Consider the following 18,634-nt stretch of genomic DNA (forward strand, 5'->3'; position numbering starts at 1 on the left):
GTATAGTGGCAGCAGGTTGCAGTGAGGAGTTGTCATGGACCACCAGCACGCGGAAATGGCGAGACGAGACCCACACACCACGCACGACGAGACGCAGATCGTCGACCGGCACAAAGGCCACGGCGCGCACGGCGAGGAATTCCGGAAGCGCTTCTGGGCAAGCATGGTTCTCTCCGTTCCCGTCGTGTACTTCAGCCACATGGTTGCGGACCTGCTCGGCTACACCATCCCGCACATCGCCGGTGCCGATTGGATCCCGCCTGTCCTGGGCACCGTCATTTTCTTCTACGGGGGTATGCCGTTTCTCACCGGCGGGGTCCGCGAACTCAAAGCCCGCCAGCCGGGGATGATGATCCTGATCGCGATGGCCATCACGGTTGCGTTCCTCGCGTCCTGGGCGACCACTCTCGAGATCGGCGGAATGAACCTCGATTTCTGGTGGGAACTAGCCCTCCTCATCGTGATCATGCTGCTCGGACACTGGCTGGAGATGCGCGCACTTGGCTCAGCATCGGGCGCCCTCGATGCCCTCGCTGCGATGCTGCCTGACCAGGCCGAGCGGCTTACGGGTGACGATGGTGAAACGGTCGAGACCGTCGCGGCGTCGGAACTCGCCCGTGGTGATCTGGTCATCGTCCGGCCTGGTGGGCGGGTCCCAGCGGATGGTGTCATCATCTCGGGCACGGCCGACATGGATGAATCCATGATTACGGGCGAGTCGAAGCCGGTTTCCAAAGGTTCCGGTGAACCTGTGGTCGCCGGAACAGTTGCGACCGATAGTTCCTTGCACGTCCGCGTCACGGCGATCGGGGAGGACACCGCCCTTGCGGGCATTCAGCGGCTGGTTGCGGCCGCCCAGGCATCGTCCTCGCGCGCTCAGGCACTCGCTGACCGTGCCGCCGCCTTTCTTTTCTACTTCGCGATTGCCGCGGGCGCCGCTACCTTCGTGATATGGCTGATGGTGGGCAACATCGATGATGCGGTAGTCCGCACCGTCACGGTGCTGGTGATTGCCTGCCCGCATGCTCTGGGGCTTGCGATCCCGCTCGTCATCGCGATCTCCACAGAACGCGCAGCCCGCGCTGGCATCCTGGTGAAGGATCGTCTCACTCTGGAGCGCATGCGCACGGTCGACGTCGTTTTGTTTGACAAGACAGGCACGCTGACAGAGGGGCAGCACCAGGTGACCGACGTCGCCGTTGCTGGCTCGTCGGAGTCGGAGGAGGAGGTCCTGGCGCTTGCTGCTGCGGTCGAGCGAGACAGCGAACATCCGGTCGCCCGTGCGATCGTGCGTCGGGCCGGGGCAGGCGCAACTCGCTATAGAGCCACCGATTTCCGGTCCCTCCCAGGCCGGGGCGTGATGGCTCGAGTCGACGGAGGTGAAACCTATGTCGGCGGGCCGGCGCTCCTGCGCGACCTGGAACTGCAGGAGCCCGAGTCGCTGCGTGCCGACACAACTCAGTGGCGCTCCCGCGGAGCCTCCGTCCTCCATGTCGTCGCTGCCGGTGCTGTCGTGGGCGCTTTTGCTCTTGAAGATGCTGTACGCGCCGAATCTCGTGTCGCCGTCACGGAATTGCACCGCCACGGGGTGAAGGTCGCCATGGTGACTGGAGATGCACAGCAAGTCGCTGACGCCGTGGCCCACGAGCTAGGAATCGACGAGGTCTTCGCCGGTGTTCTTCCAGAACACAAGGAAGCCAAGGTCAGGGAGCTTCAATCACGCGGGCACAGTGTCGCGATGGTGGGAGACGGCGTGAACGACGCTCCTGCCCTGGCGCGAGCCGACGCAGGCATTGCTATCGGTGCGGGGACAGATGTGGCTATCGAATCGGCAGGTGTGGTCCTGGCCTCAGACGACCCACGCGCAGTGCTCTCGGTTATCACTCTGTCGAAGCGGTCGTATCGAAAGATGTGGGAAAACCTTGTCTGGGCGACTGCGTACAACATTGTCGCCATCCCACTCGCCGCAGGTGTTCTGGCGTTCAGCGGCTTCGTCCTGCCACCCGCGATGGCCGCGGTGCTGATGTCCGCATCAACGATTGTGGTGGCTATTAACGCGCAGTTCTTGCGCCGCGTTAACCTCGAACCCGCACCCCTCTCGGTGAATGGAGCAGCACGGTGATTTTGGGACGACGAGGCGCGCTGGCTTTGGCTGCCGCAGCCCTAGTAGGGCTGTCGGGCTGCTCCTCAGAGCAGGAGCAGGAACGGGACTTCGACCCGGGCATCGGCCACATCCACGGGCTCGGCATCAACCCGGCGGACGGCGAACTCTATGCGGGCACCCATTACGGAATCTTCCGCATAACGGAGAGCGGAGTTGCGCGAGTCGGTGATGTGATTCAGGACTTCATGGGCTTTGCGGTTGTGGGGCCTGATCACTTTCTTGCCAGCGGACATCCGAGTCCGGACGATGCGGAACAGCCCATCAACCTCGGTTTGATCGAGAGCACAGATGGGGGAGTCTCCTGGGAGACGGTGTCGCTCTCCGGTTCAGCCGACTTCCACGCCCTCGAATTCAAGCATGGCAACGTCTACGGCTACGACAGCACGAACCAGCAGGTCATGGTCAGCGAAGACACAGTGACCTGGACTGGAGGCGCCCGCTTCCCGGCGTCTGATCTCGCCGTCTCACCCGTTGACCCTGCCGAGCTGATCGCAACGGTGCAGCGGGGACCAGCACGCAGCACAGATCGCGGGCGTGTCTTTGAAGTCATCGACACGGCACCGGCTCTGACCCTCATCGACTGGCCTCGAGAAAACCAGCTGTTCGGCATCGACGAAGACGGCACCCTCTACCGGAGCCGGGACGGTGGCGAATCCTGGGAAGCACGCGGTTCCGTGGCTGATCCGCCCCATGCGTTCCTGGCCACCGATGAGCGCCACGTGTACGTCGCCACTGCCCGCGCGGTCTACCAATCCTCCGACGGCGGAACCACGTTCTCCGAGCTTTACGAGTTCTGAGGTAACGAAGAGGCCGGATACCGGCGCGGCGTGTAGACCACAGGACTCGCGGAACGCTCAGCCATAACGGTTTGTGAGGAACCGATGATCAGCAGGCAGCGCATGTCAACGTCAGCGGGGTCGAGCGACCCGAGAGGCACGAGCTTCACATCCTCGTTCGGGCTGCCCACGGCACGGCCGATCACCACCGGGGTCTCCGGTGACTTGTACTGGAGCAATGTCTCTTTCATTGCCTGAACCTGCCAGGTGCGGCTCTTCGATGCCGGGTTGTAGATTGCGATCGCAAGATCAGCTTTCGCGGCGGCGGTGAGGCGCTCCTCGACGATATCCCACGGCTTGAGCCGGTCAGAGAGGGAAATCACGGCATAGTCGTGGCCCAGGGGGGCGCCAGCGCGCGCAGCCACCGCATTCGCCGCGGTGAGTCCGGGAACGACGCGTACCGGGATGTCAGCGTATTCGGCTCGCGACGCCACCTCGAGCACCGCGGTGGCCATCGCGAACACGCCAGGATCACCGGACGACACCACGGCGACCCGGGCACCACCGCGCGCGAGGTCCAGGGCGAACGCGGCGCGTTCTTCCTCGACACGATTATCAGACGGATGATGGCGCTGCCAGGCGTTCGGTGCGACACGCGCCAGGTACGGCCCGTAGCCGACGAGATCTGTCACTGCGCGCAGCTCGCGCCGCACTTCCTGGGTTGTCCATTCAGGATCACCCGGGCCCAGCCCAACTACCACCACCTCGCCCCGCGAACTATGCGGGGCGGCTGCATTGAGAGGGGACGGTATCAGCGCCACTGAGAAATAAGGCACCTCGTCCGGTTCAACGTCCTTGAGCGGGAGGACTCGCTGCGCACTCCAGCTCGCGCGCTCGACGTACACGGCCTCCTCGAGCCGCCCCGATTTTTCGAGAGCCTCGCGGACAGCCCCGAATGTCCGGCCGAGTTTCATGATCGCGACCGCATCGCTGTTTGCGAGCCGGTCGGCGAGTTCAGCGACGGGCAGCGTCCCCGGCACGACCGTCAGGACCTCATCGCGCTCCACAAGCGGGGTCTGCGTGGCTGCGGACGCCGCTGCCACGGAGGTGACGCCGGGCACGATCTCCGTCTGATAGGTGCCAGAAAGCCGCTTGTGCATATGCATATAGGAGCTGTAGAAGAGGGGATCGCCCTCCGCGAGCAAAGCAACATTGCGGCCAGCATCGAGATGCGCGGCCAAGCGGGCAGCAGATTCTTCGTAGAACTCGTCGATCGCGCCCTGGTACCCGCGGGGATGATCGGTGGTCTCCGTTGTCAGCGGATAGACGAGTTTTTCTTCGACTTGCCCATCACGCAGGTACGGAGCGGCGACGCCACGGGCGATGGAATGGCCGTGGCGTGCGCTGTGGTACGCCACCACGTCAGCTTCAGCGATGATGCGCGCGGCCTTGACGGTGACAAGTTCCGGGTCGCCCGGGCCGAGACCGATGCCGAACAGTTTTCCGGTCACAGTTGCGTGCTCGCGATCGCGTTCACGGCGGCCGCGGTGATCGCGCTGCCGCCTCGCCTGCCCCGCACAATGAGATGCGGTAATCCTGACGCGATGAGTGCTTCTTTGGACTCGGTCGCGCCGACGAATCCCACTGGGCCGCCAACGATCGCGGCGGGAGCAGGCCAGCCGCCGTCTATCCGTTCCAGCAGGTGAAAGAGCGCTGTAGGAGCATTCCCGATCGCGACGACCGCACCGCCGACGATGTCTTCCCAGAGGTCGACAGCCGCAGCGGTGCGCGTGGTGCCCAGCTGTTCCGCACGCTGGACCACGGTGGAATCGCTGAGGGTGCACACGACGCTGTTGTCTGCTGGCAGACGTTTGCGCGTCACCCCGGAGGCAACCATCGCCGTGTCCGCAAGGATCGGGGCTCCCGCCCGCAGGGCCGCCCGCGCCGTCTCGACAACCCCAGGCGTATACGACACTTCCGCGGGGAGGTCCGTCTGGCCGCACGCGTGGATCATCCGCACGACCACATCGGCTTCCGGGCCGGGGAACCCGGATAGGTCCGCTTCCTCGCGGATGATGGCGAAGGATTGCCGGTAGATCGCGATGCCGTCGCGTTCGTATCCGTCGTGCATCAGTGCGGAATACCGCTCCTGGTCGGCCATTTGTGTCACAGGCATGGGCGTGAGTCTACGGCCCTTTCCGCGGCGCCCGGAATCACGACCGAACGAGGCGCGTGATTGCGTCCGACACTTCCTTCAGCTTGGCCTCTGCCTCTGGGCCGCCTTCGGCGACAGCCTCCGCGACACAATGTGCCATGTGGTCGTCGAGCAGTCCGAGCGCCACAGCTTGCAGCGCACTCTTCATCGCCGACACTTGGGTGAGTATGTCGATGCAGTACTTCTCGTCTTCGACCATGCGCTGCAGCCCTCGGGCCTGCCCCTCAATGCGGCGTAGCCGCTTGAGGTAGGCATCCTTGCTGGTGATGTAGCCGTGATGGTTGCCGGTGGTGCACGTCTGGTCTTCCATCGTCATGTGCCTTTCGCTGAAGCCGACAAGAAACTGCCTTTGAACCTGCGAAGCCGCAGACTATTTCCGACAACAAACAACGACGATAGCGCCATTGCCGCACCTGCCATCATGGGGTTCAGCAACCCCGCCGCGGCAACCGGCAGCGCCGCCACGTTGTACGCGAACGCCCAGAACAGATTCCCCTTGATAGTGCGGAGTGTGCGGCGGGAGAGCCGGATCGCGTCGACGGCGGCGCTCAGATCAGGCCGGATAAGCGTGAGATCACTCGCGTGTATCGCCACATCCGTGCCCGATCCCATGGCGATGCCCAGGTCGGATTGCGCCAGGGCCGCCGCATCGTTGACACCATCGCCGACCATCGCAACGGTGCTGCCTTCCTGCTGCAACCGGGTGATGGTCGACGCTTTGTCCTCGGGCATGACGCCGGCGATCACGTCATCGATTCCAACGTCGCTGCCGATAGCACGAGCGGTTGTCTCGTTGTCACCGGTGAGCATGATTGTTCGCAACCCGAGTTCGCGCATCCGTCGGATCGCCGCGGCTGACTCGGGTTTCACCGAGTCGCCGACCACGAGCACTCCGCGGGCGGATCCGTCCCACGCGACCGCGACAGCGGTGAGGCCCTGCCGTTCCGCAGCGCGTGTGGCCTCGGTGAGAGCAGGCGGCAGTGTCATCCCCGAGTCGGCCAGCATCGCGGGCCTCCCCACCATTGCGAATGTTCCGTTCACTTCTCCGCGGACACCAAGCCCGGCAAGGTTCTCGAACTGCTCGACGCCCGGCAGGCTGGATACTTCCTCGCGGGCCGCGGCAGCGATCGCCCGGGCTATGGGATGTTCGGAATAGTCTTCCAGCGCGCCCGCGTAGCGGAATGCGTCAGCTCGCGTGGTGGAGTCAGCGGTGATGACCTCGCGCAGGGACATCTGACCTGAGGTGATCGTGCCTGTCTTATCAAGGACGACGGTGTCTACAGTGCGGGTTGACTCGAGCACCTCAGGCCCCTTGATGAGGATGCCGAGCTGGGCACCACGTCCCGTCCCGACGAGCAGAGCCGTAGGTGTGGCAAGGCCGAGTGCACAGGGGCAGGCGATGATCAGTACCGCGACCGCAGCGGTGAACGCGAACTGGACCGATCCGTCGCGCACCAGCCAGAACACAAAGGCGGCGCTCGCCAGTGCGATCACGAAGGGGACAAACGTGGCGGAGATTCGGTCGGCGAGCCGCTGAATGTGTGCTTTACCCGTTTGGGCGTTCTCGACGAGCGTGCGGATCTGAGCGAGTCGCGTATCGTCGCCGACACCGGTCGCGCGGACAACAAGTCGTCCGGAAGTATTGAGTGTGGCACCTGTGACGATGGAGCCGGGCGCGACGTCGACTGGCACGGATTCGCCGGTCAGCATCGATTCGTCAACGGCCGACGTCCCGTCTGTCACCTCGCCGTCTGTGGCGACCTTCTCACCAGGACGGACGACGAAGCGGTCGCCGACCGCAAGGTCACTCACTGGTATCCGGACCTCGTTGCCGTCACGCAGGATCGCGACGTCTTTCGCGCCGAGGTCAGCGAGCGCACGCAGCGCGGCACCGGCACGGCGCTTCGACCTGGCTTCCATGTACTTGCCTGCCAGGATGAATGCGGTGATGCCTGCGGCGGCTTCCAGGTAAATATTTGCCGTGCTATCGCCACGCGCGGGGATCAGCGTGAATTCGTGGGTCATGCCCGGGTGTCCGGCCATGCCAAAGAAGAGGGCGTACACCGACCAGCCGAATGCCGCGAGAGTACCGATGGAAATGAGTGTGTCCATCGTGACGGTGCGGTGGCGCGCGTTGACGATGGTCGCCCGGTGGAAGGGCCAGCCGCCCCAGGCGACGACGGGCGTGGCGAGAGCGAGTGACACCCACTGCCAGTAGGTGAACTGCAGTGCCGGAATCATCGCCATCGCAATGACGGGGACGCTAAGTACCCCGGAGATCGTGAGCCGCAGCCGGAGCTTCTTCACAGCGGCGTTATCTTCTGCATCGATGTCGGCTGCGGTGCCGTTGACATCTGGCCGGTGCAAAAGCGCCGTGTAGCCGGTCTTCTCGACGACGCTGATGAGGTCGTTGGGCGTCACGTCATCTGCTGCCGTGGTGATATGTGCCTTCTCGGTCGCGAAGTTCACGCTAGCGGTGACGCCTTCGATGCGGTTGAGCTTCTTCTCGATCCGCGAGGCACACGAAGCGCACGTCATGCCACCGATATCGAGGTCAATGACTTTGGTAGCTGGCTGATTGTCCAGAACGGATCTCATGAGAAAACTCCATGATCAAATTTGGTCAAGTCACGCTGATCGACTGTCAGGCGACGGTGTATCCGGCTTCATCGACAGCCGCTCGAACTGCTGCCTCGTCGAGTTCATGGTCACTGGTGATGGTGACGGCGCCACTGGGCAGATCGACGTCAACGCTGGTGACTCCGTCGACATCCGCGATCTCAGAACGAACGGCGCTCTCGCAATGCCCGCACGTCATACCCTTGACGGTAATTGTTGTGGTAACTGGCATGATGGCTCCTCTCGGTCAATGATGCTAGGGTACCCCCGTAGGGTATGCGTAGCAACTGGGGAAGGAATGACAATGCGCAAGCGACTCTTCGCAGCGGTCACCGCAGCAGGTCTGGCGATCGCGCTGGCAGCGTGCGGCACCGATGATGACAACAGCACGGACGAGACGGTGGAGAACGGCACCGCGGAAGTGTCTGAAGAAGCAAAGTTCAACGAAGCTGACATCGAGTTCGCCCAGGGGATGATCCCGCACCACGAACAAGCGGTGGAAATGAGCGACATCATCCTCGACAAGGACAACATCGACCCTCGCGTCGAGGCCCTTGCAGAAGAGATCAAAGCGGCCCAGGAACCAGAAATCGAGATGCTCGAAGGCTGGCTCGAAGCGTGGGGCGCGGACACTACCCCAGAAATGGACCACGACATGCACGGCATGATGGGCGAGGACGACCTGGCTGCCTTGCGTGACGCTGAGGGCGTCGAAGCGGCACGGCTGTTCCTCGAGCAGATGATCGTGCATCACGAGGGCGCAGTCGTCATGGCCGAAGCAGAAACGCTTACGGGCTCGAATCCTGAAGCGCTCGAACTCGCACAAGAAATCGCCGACACTCAGCGCGCCGAAATCGACTCGATGCGGATGCTCCTCAACGAACTCTAAGCGCGGATCTGATACCCGTCCGGCGTAGCGACGACGACTGAAATGTCGCCGGGCGGTGTTCCGCATGCGCGTTCGCAGCCCACCCAGTGCTGCTTGCCTTCCACCGGTGAGCTTCCGGTGCCCACGGCGTGCGCTGCGTCCGCCTGAACGTCGGCGACTGCCTTGGAGCACCCAGGGCTCCCTGTGCATGCCGAGACATCGATCCACGGTGACTCGGCGTCAAAAATCAGGCCCATCGGAGCAAGAACACGGACCACCTGCTCGGCGCGCCATTCATCGAGGTCACTGATCACCAGGGTTCTCCATGGAGTGATGACGAGCCCGCGTTCGATCGCGGCGAGGAACTCGCCAAGGCGTGAGTCGAGACGGCCGAGCTTAAGACCCGCACCGAGGGCGATTCGATCGTCTTCCTGCGTGATCCAGCCGATCGGTGGCAGTGGACGTGAGCTGATCGCGACCGGGGAGTGATCAGGATCCGCGCTGAGCCCTAGGTGATCGACGATCTCGTTCCCGCCCCGCGGCAGTTCCTTCACCCGCCACTCAGATGAGCGGACTGTGAGAAACGCGCGAGAAGTCCTGATGAGCAGCGGCACGGTTTCATCTGGCGTTACCCGGATTCCGGTGTCCTGCCCAGCGAGGAGGAGCGCGACTGAGGATTCGTCGTAGACCATCGCGGCAATGTCTGGATCCAGCGCCGCGACGTCGCCACGTCCATCATCGATCGCCATCAGGAATCGGCCGGGAAGGTCCGCAAGCACCTCGTCACCGCGAAGCGCTACGTCGAGGTCACTGACCCATGTCCGCACGTCTGCGAAGCCACCGATCAGGCCGCTGAGCGGCGAACTCAGGATATTGCGTACTCGTTCATGCGTCGCCGAGGGCAGCAGTCCTGCGTCGGCGAGCAACGCCGCAACAGTCGTGCCGTCACGTATTCCACGGATCTGAATGTTGCCGCGCGAGGTGAGCTCAAGAATGTCGTTGCCGTGCTCGCGCGAAATCATCGCCAGCGTCTGCATTTGCTCTGAAGTCAGCGCGCCGCCGGGCAAACGGACACGCGCGAGCAAACCGTCCGCGGCTTCGTGTAACCGTAACGCGCCCGGGCACCGATCTTCTGGCTTACTACTCACTCGACCAGGGTAGCTGCGGTCATCCAGCTGGCACCACACACCGAACATGCCGACGGCACACCCCTGCAGGTGTGCCGTCGGGACTGCGGGTGTGTGGCCGCCCGGGATTCAGTGAACCTGTCGTTCCTGCCCCTGCCAGAACGGCTGGCGGAGCTTGAACTTCTGGACCTTGCCGGTGGCGGTGCGGGGGAGCGCCTCGATGAAGTCGATCCGCTTCGGACATTTGTACCCGGCGAGGTGCTCACGACAGTGAGCGATGAGCGCTTCACCCGTCAACTCGGGATCCCGCGACACTACAAGTGCGGTGACGAGCTCACCCCACTTCGGGTCAGGGATGCCGATCACGGCAACTTCCTGGATCGCGGGGTGCAAGCTGAGTGCGTCTTCAACCTCGATGGACGACACATTTTCGCCACCGGTGATGATCACATCCTTCTTGCGGTCGGCGATTGTCAGGTAACCGTCCGCGAGGGTGCCGCCGTCACCGGTATGAAACCAGTTGCCCTGCATCACACGGTCGGTCTCTTCCGGGTTCTCCCAGTACGCATCGAGAGAGTGGTTGCTGCGTGCCAGGATCTCACCGGTTTCATTTGTCGTGATGCGCACGCCGAGCGCTGGAGCACCGGCACGGACAAGGTTGCGTGCACGCTCACGAGTCTCGAGGTCACACCATTCCGACCGCATCCGGTTAAACGTCAGCAGCGGTGCGGTTTCGGTGAGGCCGTAGATCTGAATGAACTCCCAGCCCAATTCTTCCCACACCCGTTCGATCGTGCGAGTCGCGGGTGGCGCGCCCGCGACAATGATCCGCAGCGTGCCGTGACCGGGAATAGGGCCGTTGCCCAGTGCCTTCCACTCCTCGACGGCGTCGAGAGCGGCGGAGACAACCGCCGGCGCCGCGCACATCATGGTGACGCCATGCTCCTGAACACGCCTGAGGATCTCGAAACCATCGATCTTGCGGATGACGACGTGCTTGGCGCCCATGCCGGTGACCGTATACGGCATTCCCCACCCGTTGGCATGGAACGTGGGCAAGGTATGGAGGTAGACGTCGTTGTCATTCACCCCCGCGTGCAGTCCGAAGATCGCCGCGTTGAGCCATAGGGCCCGGTGGGTCAGCTGCACACCTTTCGGCCGGGCGGTCGTGCCGGACGTGTAGTTCAGGGTGGCAGTCGCATCTTCGTCGCCTTCCCACGGCACCGGTGTGATGCCGAAGGCGAAGATCTTGTCGTCATCCTCACCCAGCACATATTTATGTGGCACGTCGAGGTCGTCGAGGACCTCCTTGCGCTCGGGGTCGCAGAGGACAACGTCAGCGCCCGAATGCTCGATGATGTACTTGATTTCCGCCGCCGCGAGCCGGAAGTTCACCGGCACGAGGATCCTGCCCCACGCTGACACGCCAAACAGTGAGATCAGAAGCCGGGCCGAGTTGTGCGAGATGATCGCGACCCGGCTTCCTGCAGGAACACCAAGCTGGTCAAGCCGTGCGGCCTGCGCCGCGGCGTAGTCAGCCATTTCACGGTAGGTGAACGCTCCGAGGGACTGAGCGGGCTGGTTCGGCTCGTCGACGATTGCGATCCGATCGGGATAGACCGTCTGTGCGCGGTAGAGATGATCAGCGATGGTGAGCGGGAATTTCATGGTGTGTCGTCCAATCGTGGAGGTAGGAGGAGCAACGCGCCAGGTCAGGCGTTGATGTTGCGGTCCTTCGTCTCGAGGATCTTGTAGGTGCACAAAACGCTGATGGTGGACAGCGCTGCGAGCATTACCCCCACCCAAATGGCGCCTGGTCCGGCGATGAGCGGCGCGGCGATCAGCGGTGGAAGCGCACCACCGAGGATGCCGGCGAGGTTGTAACCCATACCTGCGCCTGTGTAGCGGTACCGGGCCTGGAACATCTCTGGCAGCAGCGCACCCGCCGGGCCGTAGGCGACACCGAAGATGGTGAGCGTGCCGAAAAGGCCGATGGCGAAGGCGAGCGGACCGCCCATGTTCAGGATGGGGAACAGCACGAGCACCCAAGGAATGGCGAGGCCACAGGAGACCATGATGACCTTGCGGCGCCCGATGCGATCGGACCACAGCGCGGATGCGGCAGTGGAAAGGCCGAAGAACACTGCAGCGACCATGCCCATTGCGAGGACGTAGTTGCGGGACAGGTTCAGGGTGCCGACACCGTAGTTCGTCATGAACGCGGTGCCCATGTAAAAGAGCGAGAACAAGCTTGCGAGCGCGCCGGCGGCGATGAAGATTTCCTTGCTCTGGTACCGGAATGCGTCGAGGAACGGCAGCTTGTTGACGGCGGGTGCATCAGCGGCCGGGGTGGCGGCCTTCTTCTCGAGCTTCTCACGGAAGACAGGCGTTTCGGCAACAGCGAGACGGACCCAGAGTCCGACCGCGACGAGGGCGAAGGACAGGATGAACGGGATGCGCCATCCGTATTCGAGGAACGCGGTGCTGGTCGTGCCGAGGGTAAGACTCGCGATAAGGAAGGTGGCGCTGGAAAGGAAGAAGGCGAAGGCGGGGCCGAGCTGCGGGAACATCGCATACATTCCGCGCTTGCCTTGCGGGGCGTACTCCGCGGTCAGCAGCGTTGCACCGGCCCATTCACCGCCCACGGCGAAACCTTGCAGGAATCGAGCCGTGACCAGCAGTATTGGCGCCCAGATTCCGATGCCGCCTTCGAAGAGGCCGAAGGCACCTGTTTCATAGCCAGGGAGCAGCCCGATGCCGACCGTCGCGAAGCCCATGATCAGCAGCGTCCACACGAGGGTGCGCTTGCGGCCGATCTTGTCGCCAAAGTGGCCGAACAGAATCGCGCCGACAGGACGTGCGAAGAACGCGACGGCGAATGTCGCGAACGATGCGAGCGTACCTGCCACGGGATCGGCAGATGGGAAGAACACCGCTGGGAACACCAGCGCTGCAGCGGTGCCAAAGATGAAGAAGTCGTAGAACTCGATCGTGGTGCCGATCGAGCTCGCGGCCGCCACGCGGCGCATGCTCGTCTTCTTCTGATTGGGATCCTTGTGTGCCGACGGAGCTGCAGCTTGCGGCGGCGGAGGCGGTGGCGGTGGGGCAGTACGAATCGTAGACACCCTTTGTCTCACTCTCTCGGATCAAGCCCGAAATATCGGGCAGGTTGTCTGGTGTAAGACAAAAGTAGTGATGCGGGTCACGCACCAATACCCCCGAAAGGGTGTAGTGCTCAGCGCGCAGTCCGAAAGCTCACGGAAGGTAGCCGAGCAAACGCGCCCGGGTGACTGATTCCATTCGCGTGCGCGTGCCGAGTTTCGTTGCGGCACTGCGTAAGTACGCTTTCACGGTTTCTGCGGAGAGGGCGAGCTGGGATGCGATTTCAGCGTTCGTGCACCCGAGCGCTACTTGGGACAGAACATCGATCTCGCGCGGGGCCAGTGTGGGTACCTGAAGTAGCGTCGGCTTCGTCGTGGACGCCGGAGCAGGCGCGTCCTGCTGACCCACGGCGACGAGCGCGCTCCCCGCCCTGGTAAGTCGTTCGCGGAGTTCTGGGTCGGGGATCTGCGCGGCGATGGCGCGGAGCTCACTGTGCAACAAACGGAGAGTTTCGCGGTCGGTGCCCGCCATTTCGGCTTTGAGGTCAGCCCGCATGAACTCGGCTTGCTCGGCGCGCCGCGCAACTTCCTCGCGGACTCGCAGTTCGTCACCGAGTTCCTTAGCGGAGGTGAGGAGGGCACCCCGAACGGAGTCTCCGAAGTTCGTTGCCTCGCGGACTGCCCCATAGAGAACAGCCCGCACGACCTTGTTCACGACGACCGGAACGGCGAGCATCCCGCGGAGACCTTCGAGCCGCACATTGTTGACATACTCGCGCGAGATGTTGTCGCTGCTCGTATAGTCGGTCACCACCAGCGGTCGCCCGGTGACGGCGCAGCGCCCACCTAGACCTGCACCGCTCTCAACCGACAGATTTCGAAGACCGTCGGTGCGCATCCCGATGAACCGATTCAGTGTCAGCGTTTTCCCGGTGTAATCTCCCGAGAACACGACAGGGAGCTGCGTGTCCGCCTTAACTCGCCGTAGCGCGGATCGCATTGCGTCGTGAACGCTCGCTTCCATGGATTCCCCGGTTCCCCTTACTTTCTTCGGTACACGGCTGCGTACTGCATCACAGATGATCTTGAGTGTGATGCATCTCATGTCATCGTCCCATAGTTCCGCAACCGTCCGCGAACATCCGGTGGGACCTGGGCTGCCCAGCCACGGGACCTCCCAGGTTTGACGCATCAGCGCCGTGCCGGGCAAACCGGTAGCATCCCTCCCGATGAGCAGTCGTTTGACGGCTGGGTGACCTCCGGCGGGGAAAGGTTTCGCGTGATCCTGCTTCTGTCCACTTCGGACACAGATTTGCTGTCAGCCCGCGCAAGCGGGGCCGATTACCGGCTGGGCAACCCAGCGCGGCTCGACCTGACGGACCTGCCAGGATTGCTTGACGGCGCGGACCTCGTCGTAGTGAGGATCCTCGGGGGCAAGCGTGCCTGGGAAGAAGGCATCGAAGCGGTCCTCAAAGCTGATCTGCCTACGGTCGTTGTGAGCGGCGAGATCGCCCCGGACGCCGAACTGATGCACGAGTCCACGGTCCCCGCGGGCGTCGCCGCCCAGACCCACAACTACCTGGCTCAGGGTGGTGCGGAAAACCTGGGCCAACTGTTCAACTTCCTGTCGGACACGATTCTGCTCACAGGGTATGGCTTCGCGGCGCCGAAACAGCTCCCGGACTGGGGGTACCTCGATCGTAAAGTCGTGGCCTATCCGGAGAACACGCCCGTTGTGGCTGTTCTCTATTACCGGGCCCAGCACATCGCCGGTAACACCGGCTATGTCCATGCGCTCAGTGACGCGATCGAAGCGCACGGCGCGCAGGCGATCCCGATCTATTGTGCGTCGCTGCGCACCGCAGCCCCGGCACTACTCGACGCGCTGGGTCAGAGTGACGCCATCGTCGCGACGGTGCTTGCCGCGGGCGGAACGAAACCCGCGACTGCCGGTGCTGGCGGCGACGATGAAGCATGGGACGTCGAGGCGCTGGCTGCCCTCGATATCCCGATTCTGCAAGGTTTATGTCTCACCTCCAGCCGGGCGCAGTGGGAAGCCAATGATGATGGGCTTACCCCCCTCGATGTCGCCACCCAGGTAGCTGTGCCGGAGTTTGACGGGCGGCTGATCACGGTGCCGTTCTCCTTCAAAGAGATCGATGACGACGGGTTATCGACCTACGTTCCGGATCCCGAGCGTGCGGGCAGGGTTGCGGGTATCGCGGTAAAGCATGCGCGGCTCGGGCGTATCGCGCCGCACGAGAAGCGCGTCGCACTGATGTTGTCGGCATACCCGACCAAGCACGCCCGGATCGGCAATGCAGTGGGGCTGGACACCCCGGCGAGTGCCATTCATCTGCTCAGAGCGATGCGTGAGGCCGGTTACGACCTCGGTCCTGAGGACGGTGACGGCGCGGCTCCCGGCCTGGCATCGGGAAACGGCGACGAACTGATTCACGCGCTGATCGCCGCCGGCGGTCAGGACCCGAACTGGCTGACTGAGACGCAGCTCGAAGCCAACCCGCTCCGCATCTCAGCGAAAAAGTACCGGAAATGGTTCGACACCCTTCCCAAGGACCTCCGGGAGGATGTCGAAAGCCACTGGGGTCCTGCACCAGGTGAACTGTTTGTCGACCGATCGAACAAGTCAGGTGGCGAGATTGTTCTCGCTGCGCTGCGTTTCGGGAACCTGGTGATCATGGTCCAGCCGCCGCGCGGATTCGGAGAGAACCCGGTCGCGATCTACCATGATCCCGATTTGCCCCCAAGCCACCACTACCTGGCTGCGTACCGCTGGATCTCCGGCCCGCCCGAGGAGGGTGGCTTCGGCGCCGACGTGATGATCCATCTCGGAAAACACGGCAACCTTGAGTGGCTGCCCGGTAAGACCCTCGGACTGTCGGCCTCCTGCGCGACCGATGCCGCGATCGGGGACATGCCGCTGATTTACCCCTTCCTCGTCAACGACCCGGGGGAGGGAACGCAAGCTAAGCGCCGGATTCATGCGACACTCGTCGATCATCTCATCCCCCCGATGGCGCGCGCTGAGTCCTATGGAGACATCCAGCGGCTCGAACAGTTACTCGATGAGCACTCGAACATCGCGGCGCTCGACCCGGCGAAGCTCCCCGCGATCCGGCAGCAAATCTGGACGCTCATGACAGCGGCAAAGATGGATAATGATCTTGGCCTGGACGAGCGCCCACACGACGCGGAGTTCGATGACATGCTGATGCACGTCGATGGGTGGCTGTGCGAAATCAAGGATGTTCAGATTCGCGACGGTCTGCACATCCTGGGCCGGGCACCGGAGGGTGATGAGGAGATCGACCTTGTTCTCGCGATGCTGCGGGCTCGGCAAATGTGGGGCGGCGAGCAATCGGTGCCTGGCCTGCGCGAAGCTTTGGGCTTGAGTGAGGCGGGCGATGAGAGCCGAACACGTGTCGACGATGTCGAGGAGCAAGCTCGGCACCTTCTGGAACAGCTCGCGGCGAGGGAGTGGAAGCGCAGAAAGGTCCGCAAGCTCACGGACAACGACACGGTCGCGCGGATCCTCGAGTTCACGTGTGACGAAGTCATTCCGCGCCTCCGGGCGACCCGGGACGAGATCCCGCGGATTCTGCACGGGCTCGAGGGCGGATTCATCCCGGCCGGGCCGAGCGGATCGCCGCTGCGAGGGCTGATCAACGTCCTCCCGACGGGCCGCAATTTCTATTCCGTGGATCCGAAGGCAATCCCTTCGCGGCTGGCATGGGAGACCGGGCAGGCGATGGCCGAGTCACTCGTCGAGCGGTACCGCGCGGATCAGGGAGACTGGCCCAGATCTGTCGGCCTTTCGGTATGGGGGACGTCCGCGATGCGGACTTCAGGAGACGACATCGCGGAAGTGTTTGCCCTCATCGGTGTGCGCCCCGTGTGGGATGAAGCATCGCGCCGTGTCCGCTCGCTCGAGGTGATCCCGCTCGAGGAACTCAGCAGACCGCGCATCGATGTGACGGTGCGTATCAGTGGTTTCTTCCGTGATGCGTTCCCGCACGTACTGGCGCTGCTCGACGACGCGTTCCGGATGGTGGCCGCGCTCGACGAGCCAGCAGAAGAGAACTTCGTGAAAGCCCATGCTGCCGCTGATATCCACCGACACGGTGACGAGCGACGCGCGACCACACGCATCTTCGGCTCAAAGCCAGGTACCTATGGTGCGGGACTCTTGCAGTTGATCGACGCGAAGAACTGGCGTTCCGACGCCGACTTGGCTCAGGTCTATACGGCCTGGGGTGGATACGCGTACGGCCGTGGCCTCGACGGTGTGCCGGCAGCGGACGATATGCGTGACGCGTACCGGCGCATCAGCGTGGCTGTGAAGAACACCGATACCCGTGAGCACGACATCGCGGACTCCGACGATTACTTCCAGTATCACGGAGGCATGGTGGCGACGGTCCGCGCGCTGACGGGCAAAGACCCCGAGGCCTACGTCGGTGACAGCACTCGCCCCGACAGCGTTCGCACCCGCACGCTCAGCGAAGAGACCCGGCGCGTGTTCCGCGCCCGCGTGGTTAATCCCCGTTGGATGGCCGCCATGCGCCGTCATGGGTATAAAGGGGCGTTTGAAATGGCGGCGACCGTCGACTATCTGTTCGGGCTGGACGCCACAGCCCGAGTCGTCTCCGATTGGATGTACGAACAGTTGACGGACAACTATGTGCTCGACGAGACGAACAGCAAGTTCATGCAGGAGTCGAACCCGTGGGCTCTGCATGGAATAGCGGAGCGTCTTCTGGAAGCGGCCGAGCGCGGGATGTGGGAGAAGCCATCCGCGGCCACACTCAGCGCACTGAAGGAAGCGTATCTACGCACCGAGGGTGATCTCGAAGGAGATTGAGCTGTGATTTCAATGCCGGATCGTGACACAGAACTCTGCATCTCCCTGTCTGGGCGGCCGAGCAACATTGGCACGCGTTTCCACAATTTCCTGTACACCGAACTCGGGCTGAATTACCTCTACAAAGCGTTCACTACGACCGACCTGCCCGCGGCCATCGCCGGGATCAGGGCGCTCGGGATCCGGGGCTGTGGCGTGTCAATGCCGTACAAGGAGGACGTGATACCTCTGGTGGACCGCATCGATCAGTCCGCTGCGGTGATCGATGCGGTCAACACGATCGTCAATGAAGACGGGGTCCTTAGTGCGTACAACACGGATTACGTCGCTGTTCGCAGCCTGCTCGAACCGGTCGACACGGCGTCGCGCGTGCTCGTACGCGGCAGCGGAGGAATGGCCAAAGCTGTGGTCGCCGCGCTGCGGGACGAAGGCTTCGCTGACGTCACCGTCGCCGCGCGCAACGCTGGAACCGGTCTTGCGCTCGCTGATCGTTACGGGTACACCTGGCGGCCCAGCGGAGAAGGCGAAATTGCGGACATGCTCATCAACGTCACACCCGTCGGCATGTCTGGCGGGGCTGAGGAGCATGAACTCGCGTTCACTGAGCAACAGATCCGGGACGCACAGACCGTGTTCGATGTGGTTGCGATGCCAGTGTGCACACCCTTGATTGATGCGGCGATCGATGCCGAGCGAACCGTCATCACCGGTGCACAGGTCGTTGCGTTGCAGGCCGCCGAGCAGTTCGCCCTGTACACCGGTATCCGCCCCAGCAACGACTTGATTGCGCGAGCCTCAGAGTTCTCCCGCGCCTGACTACTCTGAATACTCCGCTCCCGCTATCCTGGGCGGAACCGTTTTGCCGTCCTTTCGCGTGCAGTG

14 protein-coding genes are annotated in these 18,634 nt (G+C 63.2%); 5 read left to right on the top strand and 9 right to left on the bottom strand.

Annotated elements, in window-relative coordinates; all coding sequences use genetic code 11:
* Positions 1-34: 34 nt before the first annotated feature.
* Entirely contained in the window at positions 35-2,122 is a 2,088-nt protein-coding gene (locus tag AS9A_RS09850; protein ID WP_013806831.1) for a heavy metal translocating P-type ATPase, read from the top strand.
* Complete coding sequence (locus tag AS9A_RS09855) at positions 2,119-2,961, top strand: F510_1955 family glycosylhydrolase (RefSeq protein ID WP_013806832.1); 843 nt, start codon at positions 2,119-2,121, stop codon at positions 2,959-2,961. The genes AS9A_RS09850 and AS9A_RS09855 overlap by 4 nt, the downstream gene beginning before the upstream one ends.
* Here AS9A_RS09855 and AS9A_RS09860 read toward each other — a convergent pair.
* The 5 genes from AS9A_RS09860 to AS9A_RS09880 all read right to left on the bottom strand — a co-directional run bounded on the left by AS9A_RS09860 (position 2,949) and on the right by AS9A_RS09880 (position 8,006).
* A complete protein-coding gene (locus AS9A_RS09860; protein ID WP_013806833.1) occupies positions 2,949-4,451 on the bottom strand; it encodes a precorrin-2 C(20)-methyltransferase in 1,503 nt (500 codons plus the stop codon). The two genes, AS9A_RS09855 and AS9A_RS09860, sit on opposite strands and share 13 nt — an antisense overlap.
* Positions 4,448-5,071, bottom strand: a complete 624-nt coding sequence (locus tag AS9A_RS09865) for a precorrin-8X methylmutase (RefSeq protein WP_041451768.1) — start codon at positions 5,069-5,071, stop codon at positions 4,448-4,450. The genes AS9A_RS09860 and AS9A_RS09865 overlap by 4 nt, the downstream gene beginning before the upstream one ends.
* 82 nt (positions 5,072-5,153) lie before the next feature.
* Positions 5,154-5,471, bottom strand: a complete 318-nt coding sequence (locus tag AS9A_RS09870; protein ID WP_013806835.1) for a metal-sensitive transcriptional regulator — start codon at positions 5,469-5,471, stop codon at positions 5,154-5,156.
* Positions 5,468-7,753 (bottom strand): heavy metal translocating P-type ATPase, encoded by a 2,286-nt coding sequence (locus tag AS9A_RS09875; protein WP_013806836.1) that lies wholly within the window; start codon positions 7,751-7,753, stop codon positions 5,468-5,470. Before AS9A_RS09875 ends, AS9A_RS09870 begins: the two co-directional genes overlap by 4 nt.
* Before the next feature lie 46 nt (positions 7,754-7,799).
* Positions 7,800-8,006 (bottom strand): heavy-metal-associated domain-containing protein, encoded by a 207-nt coding sequence (locus AS9A_RS09880; RefSeq protein WP_013806837.1) that lies wholly within the window; start codon positions 8,004-8,006, stop codon positions 7,800-7,802.
* A gap of 72 nt (positions 8,007-8,078) precedes the next feature.
* Between AS9A_RS09880 and AS9A_RS09885 the strand changes: the two genes are divergently transcribed.
* Positions 8,079-8,663 (top strand): DUF305 domain-containing protein, encoded by a 585-nt coding sequence (locus tag AS9A_RS09885; RefSeq protein ID WP_013806838.1) that lies wholly within the window; start codon positions 8,079-8,081, stop codon positions 8,661-8,663.
* Here the strand turns inward: AS9A_RS09885 and cobG are convergent.
* From cobG to AS9A_RS09905, 4 genes are all read right to left on the bottom strand, one after another.
* Positions 8,660-9,838, bottom strand: coding sequence for a precorrin-3B synthase (gene cobG / locus AS9A_RS09890; RefSeq protein ID WP_013806839.1), 1,179 nt, complete (start codon positions 9,836-9,838; stop codon positions 8,660-8,662). The two genes, AS9A_RS09885 and cobG, sit on opposite strands and share 4 nt — an antisense overlap.
* A gap of 60 nt (positions 9,839-9,898) precedes the next feature.
* Positions 9,899-11,437 carry an AMP-binding protein gene (locus tag AS9A_RS09895; protein ID WP_013806840.1) on the bottom strand — a complete coding sequence of 513 codons (1,539 nt, stop codon included), beginning with the start codon at positions 11,435-11,437 and terminating at the stop codon, positions 9,899-9,901.
* 44 nt (positions 11,438-11,481) lie between these two features.
* Positions 11,482-12,798 carry an MFS transporter gene (locus AS9A_RS09900; RefSeq protein WP_085930615.1) on the bottom strand — a complete coding sequence of 439 codons (1,317 nt, stop codon included), beginning with the start codon at positions 12,796-12,798 and terminating at the stop codon, positions 11,482-11,484.
* Between the two features lie 226 nt (positions 12,799-13,024).
* The gene (locus AS9A_RS09905; RefSeq protein WP_041451006.1) at positions 13,025-13,894 is read right to left on the bottom strand and encodes a helix-turn-helix transcriptional regulator; all 870 of its coding nucleotides are present in this window, start codon (positions 13,892-13,894) and stop codon (positions 13,025-13,027) included.
* A 255-nt stretch (positions 13,895-14,149) separates the two neighbouring features.
* Here AS9A_RS09905 and cobN point away from each other — a divergent pair, with 255 nt between their 5' ends.
* Positions 14,150-17,752 (top strand): cobaltochelatase subunit CobN, encoded by a 3,603-nt coding sequence (gene cobN / locus AS9A_RS09910; RefSeq protein WP_013806844.1) that lies wholly within the window; start codon positions 14,150-14,152, stop codon positions 17,750-17,752.
* Positions 17,753-17,764: 12 nt separating this feature from the next.
* The gene (locus AS9A_RS09915; protein WP_041451771.1) at positions 17,765-18,568 is read left to right on the top strand and encodes a shikimate 5-dehydrogenase; all 804 of its coding nucleotides are present in this window, start codon (positions 17,765-17,767) and stop codon (positions 18,566-18,568) included.
* The last annotated feature ends 66 nt before the right edge of the window (positions 18,569-18,634 follow it).

It is taken from the genome of Hoyosella subflava DQS3-9A1 (genome assembly GCF_000214175.1).
GTDB classification, from domain to species: Bacteria; Actinomycetota; Actinomycetes; order Mycobacteriales; family Mycobacteriaceae; genus Hoyosella; species Hoyosella subflava.

Bases quoted from the DNA above. Each gene is read 5' to 3' on its own strand.
- AS9A_RS09850 (WP_013806831.1), top strand. From the start codon at position 35: ATGGACCACCAGCACGCGGAAATGGCGAGACGAGACCCACACACCACG.
- AS9A_RS09865 (WP_041451768.1), bottom strand. From the start codon at position 5,071: ATGCACGACGGATACGAACGCGACGGCATCGCGATCTACCGGCAATCC.
- AS9A_RS09870 (WP_013806835.1), bottom strand. From the start codon at position 5,471: ATGACGATGGAAGACCAGACGTGCACCACCGGCAACCATCACGGCTAC.
- AS9A_RS09875 (WP_013806836.1), bottom strand. From the start codon at position 7,753: ATGAGATCCGTTCTGGACAATCAGCCAGCTACCAAAGTCATTGACCTC.
- AS9A_RS09880 (WP_013806837.1), bottom strand. From the start codon at position 8,006: ATGCCAGTTACCACAACAATTACCGTCAAGGGTATGACGTGCGGGCAT.
- AS9A_RS09885 (WP_013806838.1), top strand. From the start codon at position 8,079: ATGCGCAAGCGACTCTTCGCAGCGGTCACCGCAGCAGGTCTGGCGATC.
- cobG (WP_013806839.1), bottom strand. From the start codon at position 9,838: ATGTTCGGTGTGTGGTGCCAGCTGGATGACCGCAGCTACCCTGGTCGA.
- AS9A_RS09895 (WP_013806840.1), bottom strand. From the start codon at position 11,437: ATGAAATTCCCGCTCACCATCGCTGATCATCTCTACCGCGCACAGACG.
- AS9A_RS09900 (WP_085930615.1), bottom strand. From the start codon at position 12,798: ATGCGCCGCGTGGCGGCCGCGAGCTCGATCGGCACCACGATCGAGTTC.
- AS9A_RS09905 (WP_041451006.1), bottom strand. From the start codon at position 13,894: ATGGAAGCGAGCGTTCACGACGCAATGCGATCCGCGCTACGGCGAGTT.
- AS9A_RS09915 (WP_041451771.1), top strand. From the start codon at position 17,765: ATGCCGGATCGTGACACAGAACTCTGCATCTCCCTGTCTGGGCGGCCG.